Source organism: Georgenia sp. G2120 (genome assembly GCF_055326485.1).
This window is the reverse complement of sequence record NZ_JBUZNL010000003.1, coordinates 276,376-285,979: the sequence shown is the minus strand read 5'-3', so window position 1 is coordinate 285,979 and position 9,604 is coordinate 276,376. Positions and strand designations below refer to the sequence as shown.

The 9,604-nt window shown below is 73.9% G+C and carries 10 protein-coding genes; 1 reads left to right on the top strand and 9 read right to left on the bottom strand.

What is annotated here, in order from left to right; all coding sequences use genetic code 11:
• Positions 1-190: 190 nt before the first annotated feature.
• The gene (locus ACZLMO_RS05295; protein WP_425713781.1) at positions 191-1,123 is read right to left on the bottom strand and encodes a tRNA pseudouridine synthase A; all 933 of its coding nucleotides are present in this window, start codon (positions 1,121-1,123) and stop codon (positions 191-193) included.
• A 165-nt stretch (positions 1,124-1,288) separates the two neighbouring features.
• On the opposite strand from ACZLMO_RS05295, the gene ACZLMO_RS05290 reads away from it, so the two are divergent.
• A complete protein-coding gene (locus ACZLMO_RS05290; RefSeq protein WP_425713554.1) occupies positions 1,289-1,870 on the top strand; it encodes a hypothetical protein in 582 nt (193 codons plus the stop codon).
• A gap of 243 nt (positions 1,871-2,113) precedes the next feature.
• Here the strand turns inward: ACZLMO_RS05290 and rplQ are convergent, their stop codons facing one another.
• The 8 genes from rplQ to map all read right to left on the bottom strand — a co-directional run bounded on the left by rplQ (position 2,114) and on the right by map (position 9,595).
• Positions 2,114-2,761 (bottom strand): 50S ribosomal protein L17, encoded by a 648-nt coding sequence (rplQ, locus tag ACZLMO_RS05285; protein ID WP_425713555.1) that lies wholly within the window; start codon positions 2,759-2,761, stop codon positions 2,114-2,116.
• A gap of 42 nt (positions 2,762-2,803) precedes the next feature.
• Positions 2,804-3,826: a DNA-directed RNA polymerase subunit alpha gene (locus tag ACZLMO_RS05280; RefSeq protein WP_425713556.1), complete on the bottom strand. Its 1,023-nt coding sequence runs from the start codon at positions 3,824-3,826 to the stop codon at positions 2,804-2,806.
• 179 nt (positions 3,827-4,005) lie between these two features.
• Positions 4,006-4,413, bottom strand: a complete 408-nt coding sequence (gene rpsK, locus ACZLMO_RS05275) for a 30S ribosomal protein S11 (RefSeq protein ID WP_425708312.1) — start codon at positions 4,411-4,413, stop codon at positions 4,006-4,008.
• Between the two features lie 74 nt (positions 4,414-4,487).
• Positions 4,488-4,862: a 30S ribosomal protein S13 gene (rpsM, locus tag ACZLMO_RS05270; protein ID WP_425713557.1), complete on the bottom strand. Its 375-nt coding sequence runs from the start codon at positions 4,860-4,862 to the stop codon at positions 4,488-4,490.
• 141 nt (positions 4,863-5,003) lie between these two features.
• On the bottom strand, positions 5,004-5,117 hold the full coding sequence (gene rpmJ / locus ACZLMO_RS05265) for a 50S ribosomal protein L36 (RefSeq protein WP_100421663.1): 114 nt from the start codon (positions 5,115-5,117) through the stop codon (positions 5,004-5,006).
• A gap of 76 nt (positions 5,118-5,193) precedes the next feature.
• Positions 5,194-5,415, bottom strand: a complete 222-nt coding sequence (infA, locus tag ACZLMO_RS05260) for a translation initiation factor IF-1 (RefSeq protein WP_043501486.1) — start codon at positions 5,413-5,415, stop codon at positions 5,194-5,196.
• A 614-nt stretch (positions 5,416-6,029) separates the two neighbouring features.
• Positions 6,030-8,495: a LuxR C-terminal-related transcriptional regulator gene (locus tag ACZLMO_RS05255; protein WP_425713558.1), complete on the bottom strand. Its 2,466-nt coding sequence runs from the start codon at positions 8,493-8,495 to the stop codon at positions 6,030-6,032.
• 269 nt (positions 8,496-8,764) lie between these two features.
• Positions 8,765-9,595, bottom strand: a complete 831-nt coding sequence (gene map / locus ACZLMO_RS05250) for a type I methionyl aminopeptidase (protein ID WP_425713559.1) — start codon at positions 9,593-9,595, stop codon at positions 8,765-8,767.
• Between the last annotated feature and the right edge of the window lie 9 nt (positions 9,596-9,604).

Genomic DNA, 9,604 nt, shown 5'->3' with positions numbered 1-9,604 from the left:
CGGGTGCGGCGCTCGTGGGCGCCACCACCAATGGTCGGTTGCTTCGTGCCGCGGTCATCCTCGGCGCGGCTCCGGCGAGTGGGAGGCACCGGGCGCACGAGGGACGTACGACGACTCCCCAGGGTAGCCCACCCGCGCCGGGCGCGGGAGACCCCGCACCTCGCAGAGGTCGTGACGGTGGACACCACGCCTACTCCTCCAGCGTCCGCACCCGCCGGGCCGCCGCCGCCCTCACGGCCAGCCGGCTGTCGTCCGGGTACCCGACCTCCTCGAGCGTGAGCCCGTGCGCCGGCGCGACGTCGACGCCCGCCGTCCGGCTCCGCAGCGCGAGCGCCTCCGCGGGCCACCCCGGGTCGCGCCGCCCCTCCCCCACGGCCAGCAGCGCGCCGGCGAGCGAGCGGACCATCGAGTGGCAGAACGCGTCGGCGCGCACGGAGAGCACGAGGAGCCCGGCGTCCGCGCCGCTCGCCGCCCGCTCGACGGCGGCGGACTCGAGGGTGCGGATCGTCGTCGCGCCCTCCCGGGGGCGGCAGTAGGACAGGAAGTCGTGCTCGCCGACGAGGCCGGTCGCCGCCCGTGCCATCGCTCGCTCGTCGAGCGGGCGCGGGTGCCACAGCACGGTGCCGCGCCGCCCGGGGTCGCGGGTGGCCGCCGCGTCGCTCACGCGGTACCGGTAGCTGCGCCAGGTGGCCGAGAAGCGTGCGTCGAAGCCGTCGGGGGCCGGTGCAGCACCCCGCACGACGACGTCGCTGCTCCCGCGCGGTCCGCCCGCCGCCTTGGCGAGGACACCGGCGAGGCGCGCGACGAGGGCCTCGCCCGGGGTGCGGCCCGAGCGTCCGGGGACGGCGTCCCAGGCCTCGCGAGGGACGTCGACGTGCGCCACCTGGTGGTGTGCGTGCACGCCGGCGTCGGTCCGCCCCGCCACGGTGAGCCTCAGACCCGGCACGCGCAGCACCGTGGTCAGTGCCGCCGTCAGCTCGCCCTCGACGGTGCGCAGGCCCGGTTGCGCCGCCCAGCCGGAGAAGTCCGTGCCGTCGTAGGCGAGGTCGAGGCGGACGCGCACCGGGTCGACGGGGGGTTCGCTCTCCACCCGAGCAGGGTAGTCGGGGGCCGCCCCACCCATCCGTGCCCGCGCGACCACGCACGGGTCTCTGGCGCCGGATGAACGCCTCCACCACGAGATGAGGGGACCTTCACATCGCTCTCCCGGTCTTCACCGATCGCTTCGGCAGAGTTCAGGTCATCGAGAGACCCCGTCCCCCCGGACGGCCGACGAAGGAGAGAGATCATGAGCAAGAAGCTGTGGATCACCACCGGCACCCTGTCCGCCGTGGCCATCATCGCGGGCGGCTCGCTCGCCGTCGCCGACGACCGCGACGACCGGGACGACCGACCCGCGGACCGCACCCCCGCGTCGCAGCGGCAGACCGTGTCCGGCCCGTCGGCACCGTCGCCCTCCTCGGCACCGTCCGCGCCGTCGGCACCGCGCGTCGAGCTGCTCGGCCCGGGCCGCCTCGCGCTGCCCGAGTCCGCCTACAGCACGCGCACCGCGGTGAGCACGGTCAGCGCTCCCAGCCAGGCCTCGGCCGTCTCGGCCGCGAGCCCGGCGCCGGCCCCGTCGCCCGCCTCGGCGCAGTCCGCGCCGTCGGCACCGTCGCCGGCCCCCGCGCCGCGCCAGCAGGCCCCCGCGCCCGCACCGGCTCCCCGTCCCGCGCCCGCCCCGGCACCGGCTCCCGCGCCTGCCCCCGCGCCGCGTCCGGCTCCGGTCTCGGCAGACTCGGGCTGGTCGGCCGACTCCCCGGCCTCCGCCCCGAGCGCGAGCTCCCCGGACTCCCCCGACTCGGCCCCGAGCGCCGACTCGGGCGACTGACCACGCCCGTGGCCGCGAGCCACGCGCGTGCCGCGACCGGGGTCTGAGGGGTCCCCGGTCGCCACCGGCCGGAAGCGGTGGTTCCTGAGGGGGTTCCGCCGGCACGGGCGGTCGACGACCGCGGCGCTCCGGCGTCGCGGCCGTCGTCGTGCGGGCACACCCGCCGGTCCACGACGCTCGAACGCCGGAGGGCGGACCACCCATCGGTGGTCCGCCCTCCGGCGTCTCTGCTGAGCCCGAGCGTCAGGCCTTGTCGGCGTCCGCCTCGCCGTCGGTCGCCTCGCCGTCGGTCGCCTCGTCGGCGTCCACCTCCGTCGCCTCGGCTGCGGGCGCATCGGCCTCGACAGCCTCGACGTCGGCGGTGTCGCCGGCATCGGCCTCGATCGACTCGGCGGAGGTCGGGACCTCCACGGCGGTCTCCTCCGAGCTCGTGTCCCCCGAGCTCGTGTCCTCGGCAGCCGGCGCCTCGGCGGCCGGGGCCGCCTTCTGCGCAGCCTTCGTGGCCTCCTTGACGACGGCCTGCTTCGGCGAGACCGGCTCGAGGACGAGCTCGATGACCGCCATGGGGGCGTTGTCGCCCTTGCGATTGCCGACCTTCGTGATGCGCGTGTATCCGCCGTCGCGGTCGGCCATCTTCGGGGCCGTCTCCGCGAACAGTGTGTGCACGACGCTCTTGTCCGACAGGTGCGTCAGCACCCGGCGGCGCGAGGCCAGGTCGCCGCGCTTGGCGAACTGGACGAGGCGCTCGGCCAGCGGCTGGACGCGCTTGGCGCGCACGACCGTCGTCGTGATGCTGCCGTGCTCGAACAGGGACTGCGCGAGGTTGTCGAGCATGTGGCGCTCGTGCGACGGGCTACCACCCAGACGCGGACCCTTGGCGGGCTTGGGCATGATGACTCCTTGAGTGAATACGGTGCGCGATGGGCGGTGGGATCAGGCGGGGTTCTCGGCGGAGAACCGGATGTCCCCGTAGTCGTCGTCCGCCTCGGTGCCGCGGTGCTGGGCCAGGTCGAAGCCCGCGGGGCTGTCCTTGAGACCGAGGCCGAGCGTCTGCAGCTTCTCCTTGATCTCGTCGATCGACTTCGCGCCGAAGTTGCGGATGTCGAGGAGGTCCGCCTCCGAGCGGGCGACGAGCTCGCCCACGGAGTGGATGCCCTCGCGCTTGAGGCAGTTGTAGGAGCGCGACAGCAGGCCGAGCTCCTCGATCGGGAGCGCCATGTCCTGGGCGAGCTCGGTGTCCATCGCCGACGGGCCGATCTCGATGCCCTCGGCCTCGACGTTGAGCTCGCGCGCGAGGCCGAACAGCTCGACCAGCGTCTTGCCGGCCGAGGCCAGCGCGTCGCGCGGGGTGATCGCGCTCTTGGTCTCGACGTCGACCACGAGCTTGTCGAAGTCCGTGCGCTGCTCGACACGGGTCGCCTCGACCTTGTAGCTGACCTTGAGCACCGGCGAGTAGATCGAGTCGACCGGGATGCGGCCGATCTCGGCGTCGATCGACTTGTTCTGCTGCGCGGAGACATAGCCGCGGCCGCGCTCGACGGTGAGCTCGATCTCGAGCTTGCCCTTGTCGTTGAGCGTGGCGATGTGCAGCTCGGGGTTGTGCACCTCGACTCCGGCGGGCGGCGTGATGTCCTCGGCCGTCACCGTGCCGGAACCCTGCTTGCGCAGGTACATGACGACGGGCTCGTCGTTCTCCGAGGAGACGACGAGGTTCTTGATGTTGAGGATGATCTCGGAGACGTCCTCCTTGACACCCGGCACGGTCGAGAACTCGTGCAGCACGCCGTCGATGCGGATCGACGTGACGGCGGCACCGGGGATGGAGGAGAGCAGGGTGCGACGCATCGAGTTGCCGAGCGTGTAGCCGAAGCCGGGCTCGAGGGGCTCGATGACGAAGCGCGAACGCTGGTCGTCGACGACCTCTTCGGTGAGAACGGGGCGCTGTGCGATGAGCACGGTCGATCATTCCTTTCGCGCGGGCGTCCGCTATATGACGCCTCGCAGGGCCGCGCGGACTCGGTCCGTCCGCGCGGGTCGTGCGGCAGACCGCCCCAGGGGGGCGGTCGACCCCGGTACCGCCGACGACGACGAACGACGCGCGCTCGTCCCCGCCCGCGGCACCGGGGTGCGGTGTCTCAGACCCGGCGGCGCTTCGGCGGGCGGCAGCCGTTGTGCGCCTGCGGGGTGACGTCCTGGATCGAGCCGACCTCGAGACCCGTCGCGGTGAGCGAGCGGATCGCGGTCTCACGGCCGGAGCCGGGGCCCTTGACGAAGACGTCGACCTTCTTCATGCCGTGCTCCTGGGCGCGGCGGGCGGCCGCCTCGGCCGCGAGCTGCGCCGCGAACGGCGTGGACTTGCGGGAGCCCTTGAAGCCGACCTGGCCGGACGACGCCCAGGCGATGACCGCGCCGGACGGGTCCGTGATGGAGACGATCGTGTTGTTGAACGTCGACTTGATGAAGGCGTTGCCGGCGGAGACGTTCTTCCGCTCCTTGCGACGCGGACGACGCGCGGCCGTCGAGGTACGAGCCTTGGGAGGCATGGGTGGTTCCGTTCTCGCGAGGGTGGGTGATCGGGGAGGCGCTCACGCCGCGGGGCGGGCGCCGTCGGGTGTCGCTACTTGGTCTTCTTCTTGCCGGCCACGGTCTTCTTCGGGCCCTTGCGGGTGCGCGCGTTGGTCTTGGTGCGCTGCCCGCGGACAGGAAGGCCGCGACGGTGGCGGATGCCCTGGTAGCTCCCGATCTCGACCTTGCGACGGATGTCCGCGGCGATCTCGCGCCGCAGGTCACCCTCGATCTGGTAGTTGCCCTCGATGAAGTCGCGCAGGGCGACGAGGTCGGCGTCCGTCATGTCCTTGACGCGCAGGTCCGGGCTGACCCCGGTCGCCTCGAGCGCCTTGGCCGCACGGGTACGGCCGACGCCGTAGATGTAGGTGAGCGCAACCTCAAGCCGCTTCTCGCGGGGGAGGTCGACGCCGGAAAGACGTGCCACTCGAGTTCTCCTCGATCGTTCCGGAGGTCCGATCACCCCGACCTCCCGCCTGCTGCGGGCCCCGGCCTCCGGACCGGGGGTGGCACGCGCGCGGCGTGCTGTCGGAATGTCGCCGGCCGGGTACGGCCGACTTCCAGGGGATCAGCCCTGGCGCTGCTTGTGACGAAGGTTGTCGCAGATGACCATGACGCGACCGTGGCGACGGATCACCTTGCAGTTGTCGCAGATCTTCTTGACGCTGGGCTTGACCTTCATGGCGCTTCCTTCATCGTCGCTCGCCCGCCGGCCCGGATCGGGCTCGGGCGGCGTCGACGCTCGAGATGTGGATGGGTTACTTGTAGCGGTAGACGATGCGGCCGCGGGTGAGGTCGTACGGGCTGAGCTCGACCACGACCCGGTCCTCGGGGAGGATCCGGATGTAGTGCTGACGCATCTTGCCCGAGATGTGAGCGAGGACCTTGTGCCCGTTGCTCAGCTCAACCCGGAACATCGCGTTCGGGAGCGCCTCGACGACGCTTCCCTCGATCTCGATGACCCCGTCCTTCTTCGCCATGTGCTCCGCTCACGTCGTGGGTGGTGGTACGACCGCGCCGCGCGGTCGCACAGCCGTGCCGAGACACGACTATGCCCAGCGAGCAATCCTACGCCATCGCTCCTCGCCGCGGAACTGCCCGTCGCGGTGAGCCAGCGCACGTCCGGCGCCGGTCCCGGCCGTGCCTCCGCCGGGCCGGGCGCGGGGGCGCTCGACCCGTGGGTTCCCGGGCCGGCCGGGCGCGGGGGCGCTCGACCCGTGGGTTCCCTGGCCCGGCCGGGCGCGGGGGCGCTCGACCGGGGGACCCGTGCGGGGCGGGGGTGGGGGCGCCCGGCGCCCCCACCCCCTCGGACGACGCTGTCCGGCACGGCCCCCGCCGCCCGGAGACGTCCGTCCGGGCACGGTTGCCGGGCCCTTCCCTTCCCTGCAGCCGTGGAACCGCCGGCACGACCTCGGCCGGCGGGGGACCGTGTCTGCGGCGCCCCACGCACAGTCAAGCCCGCGCCGACCGGCAGGTGGAGGGGGAGGCGCATGGACTCCGGTCGACCCGGTGCGAGAGTGGGGTCCGGATCGCGTCCAGGTGGCGTCCAGACGGTGTCCGGGGGCGTCCGGTCCGACGCCGCCGACCACCACGCTCAGGCGTCGTCGCCCGTGCCCGGCAGCAGACCGAGGCGCTGCGCCCGCTCGATCGCCGCGGCGCGCGTCGTGACGCCGAGCTTGCGGTAGAGCGCGGAGGTGTGGGTCCGGATCGTCGACGGGGCCACGACGTAGGTCCGCGCGATGGCGGGCACCGTCGCGCCCTTGGCGAGCTCGGTGAGGACCTCCAGCTCGCGCGCCGTCAGTCGCACCTCGTCCTCGGGGGCCGGGAAGACCCCGCGGTGCTCGTGCAGGAGCGGGACGTCGAGGTCACCGAGCGCCGGTGCCGCGAGCTCGACGATGTCGGGCGCCACGTCCGCCGGCAGCATGAGGAACGGTCGGACGATCCGGTGCTCGACGGCGAGCGCGACCGCCTCCCTCACCGCCTCGGACAGGACGTAGAGGAGGCCGGAGCGCTTCGCGGCGGCGGCCCGTCCCAGCCAGAGCTCGATCGCGTACCGCGGCGCCACCGACTCGTCGATCGTCTCGGTCCGGCGCAGGACCTCCGCGACGTCCCCGCGCGCGAGGAGCAGCCGGACCCGGACGGGCTCGAGCAGGACCGATGCGTACGCGCCCGCGTGGGCGGAGTCGATCCACGAGCCCGCCGCGGTCGTGTGGCCGAGCGCGAGGCAGAGGTCGGCAGCCGAGCTGTGCATGAGGATGCGGGCGACGGGGATCTCGGTGGCCGACCGGGCGACGATCGCGCGGCGCTCGACCTCCGCGAGCATCGGGGCGGCCTCACCGCGCAGGAGCGCGATCCCGGTGAGGACGAGCACGAGCCCGCCCTGCAGCCCGGCGTCCGTCGTCGCGTCGAGGAGCCTGCGCACGACGTCCGCCTGGTCCGTGGCTCCCTCCTCCGCGCCGCGCCCCGTCCCGGCGGCGACGGGGCCGAGGCGGTCGAGCTCGTCGGCGATCCGGGCGAGCGTGCCGGCGACGACGACGGACTCGGTCGCGGGGTCTCCCGCGACTCCGACCAGGGCGCGGCCCTCCCCCTCGACCTCCCCCGCGTCCGGCGCGTCACCGGGGCGCTCGACGCGCCTGACCCACTCCAGCGCGGCGGTCGTGTTGCCGACCAGGGTGAGGGCCAGCGACAGCCCGGCCACGACGGCGCGGTCGCTCGCCCAGACGGGCGTCTCGTCGTCGGGCCCGGGGGTGAACTTCAGCGCCTGGTGCGCCGCGATCGTCGCCGTCACACCGTCGGCGGCCCGCAGGCGCGACACCGCGACGAGGGCGAGGGTCTTGCGCCAGTCGAGCAGGTCGATGCCGCGCTCGCCGGCCGCCGGCAGCGGCCCCATCGACGCCGCGGGCGGGCTCGCCGGGATCCGGGCGGCCATGAACTCGCCCATCCAGCTCGGCGGGAGGCCCGGGCCGAGGAGCTCGCGGCCGACGAGCAGCCTCGGGTCCCCGCGCACCTCCGACTCCGGCGCACGCACGGCGACCGAGTGCAGGGCGTCGCAGTGGTCGCGGACGAGGGCCTCCCAGTGCTCGTGGACGACGCCGCGGACCACCGCCCAGTCGCCGGCCTCGGTGGCGAGCAGCAGGGTCTCGCGCACGTCGCCCTCGGCACGCGCCCGCTCGAGGAGCTTCCGGGCGAGGCCACGCAGGTGGTCGGGGTGCGACTCCCGGAACGCCCGCATCCCGATCCGGCGGATCCCCGGCGCGAACACGAAGGCGTCGCCGTCCGGTCGCACGACCCCCAGGCCCTCGACGCGTCGGACCACGGACGAGGCGTCGAGCCCGCCGAACAGCTCGTCCGTCACCCAGTTCGTGATGCGTTCGGGCAGCATGAGCCCCGCGTAGCCCCCGGAGGTCATCGCCGAGAAGTCGGTCATGACGTGGGCGGACAGGCGGGTGAGGACGTCGTAGCTCGCGGCGCCTGACCCACCGGTGACCTCCCCGAAGAGGGCGCCGCGGACGAGCCCGGGCCAGCCGGCGAAGTCGTCGACCATGCGCTGGGCGTGCTCCGTGCTGATCTCCACCCCCATCCGTCGGCCGATCTCCACGGTCCGGTCCGCGTCGAGCCGCAGGTGCTGCCCGGTGATGATGACGGAGTCGGGCGCCAGCGGGGCGAGCGTGACCAGCGGGCGCGAGTCGCGGGACATGAGCACGAGATTCGGCCCGTCCCACGCCTCGGCGGTCTCGAGCAGGACCCCGACGGCGTCCGGGGAGAGCTCACCGACCCCGTCGAGCACGAGGGTCGGGCGCTCGGTCGGGTCGGTGGCGACCTCCCGCAGCTGGGCGAGGTAGATCTCGACGTCGCTGCCGCTGACGGGGGCCTCGCCCACCGCCACCCAGTGCACGGGGCCGCCATGGCCGCCCGCCGACGACAGGCGCGACGCCATGAGTGAGGTCTTGCCCCAGCCACGCGGGGCGTGGACCAGGGTGAGCGCCGGGAGCGGGTCGAGCTGTGCCGCCGCGGCGGGCGGCATCCGGTATCCGACGGATACGCGGGGCATGCCGCTCATCGACCGGCTCCTGTCAGTGGTAGGGGGGCACCAGGGGCCCGACTCGGCCCGGTCGCGCACGGCAGCGCCCCACCGGGCTGAGCGTTCGGTTGCTCGGCCCGGCGGGTCTGCACGGCGATGGAGCCACGCAAACCATGACCTCCCGGGGGTGAGGTGTGCACACCGTAGCGCCGCTCACACCGCCAGGGGAAGCGTTCACCGGATCTCGGATCCGCATCGGTCGCCGGGTACTCGCCCGCCACTGCCGCAGGTCGAGGTGGACGCGGCGGTCAGGCGTCGAGCGGGACGACCTCGATGCCACGCGCGGCGAGCTCCGCGGCCCCGCCGTCGGGTGCCGTCAGCACCCACGCGCCCCGCGAGTGGACGGCGACGGTGTGCTCCCAGTGCGCGGCGCGGGACCCGTCCAGGGTGACCACGGTCCACTCGTCGTCGAGGATGGTGTTGTCCTGGGAGCCCACGGTCAGCAGCGGCTCGACGCAGACGACGAGACCCGGACGCACCGGGTTGCGCGGGACGCGGGAGCGGTGGTTGACGACGTCGGGCGCCATGTGCATCGCGGTGCCGATGCCGTGCCCGATGTAGTCGCGCACGACGTCGTGGGTCGTGCCGTGCTCGGCGTCGTAGGCCTCGACCTCGTCGCGGACCGCGTGGCCCACGTCCGTCACGTGCCCGCCGCGGGCGATCGACGCCACGCCGGCCCACATCGCGCGGCGCGTGGCCTCGACGAGGTGGGCGTCGCGCTCGCTCGGCTCCCCCACCGTGGTCGTGAACGCCGCGTCGCCGTGCCAGCCGTCGACGACGGCGCCGGCGTCGACCGACACGACGTCGCCCTCGACGAGCGGTCGGTCGTCGGGGATGCCGTGGACGACCCGGTCGTTGACCGAGACGCAGATGTGCCGGGGAAAGCCGTGGTAGCCGAGGAAGTTGGACTCCGCGCCGTGCTCGCGCAGCACCGCCGCCGCGACGTCGTCGAGGTCGACGGGGGTGCGCCCGGGCGCGATCGCGTCGCGCACGGCCGCATGGATCGCGGCCACGACGAGTCCCGGGGTCCGCATCGACCGGATCTCGGCGTCGGACTTGTACTCGATCTTTCCGCGCACGACCGCAGC

Excerpts from the sequence above, each read along its gene's own strand:
- ACZLMO_RS05295 (WP_425713781.1), bottom strand. The coding sequence starts at position 1,123 with ATGGGTGGGGCGGCCCCCGACTACCCTGCTCGGGTGGAGAGCGAACCC.
- ACZLMO_RS05290 (WP_425713554.1), top strand. The coding sequence starts at position 1,289 with ATGAGCAAGAAGCTGTGGATCACCACCGGCACCCTGTCCGCCGTGGCC.
- rplQ (WP_425713555.1), bottom strand. The coding sequence starts at position 2,761 with ATGCCCAAGCCCGCCAAGGGTCCGCGTCTGGGTGGTAGCCCGTCGCAC.
- rpsK (WP_425708312.1), bottom strand. The coding sequence starts at position 4,413 with ATGCCTCCCAAGGCTCGTACCTCGACGGCCGCGCGTCGTCCGCGTCGC.
- rpmJ (WP_100421663.1), bottom strand. The coding sequence starts at position 5,117 with ATGAAGGTCAAGCCCAGCGTCAAGAAGATCTGCGACAACTGCAAGGTG.
- infA (WP_043501486.1), bottom strand. The coding sequence starts at position 5,415 with ATGGCGAAGAAGGACGGGGTCATCGAGATCGAGGGAAGCGTCGTCGAG.
- ACZLMO_RS05255 (WP_425713558.1), bottom strand. The coding sequence starts at position 8,495 with ATGAGCGGCATGCCCCGCGTATCCGTCGGATACCGGATGCCGCCCGCC.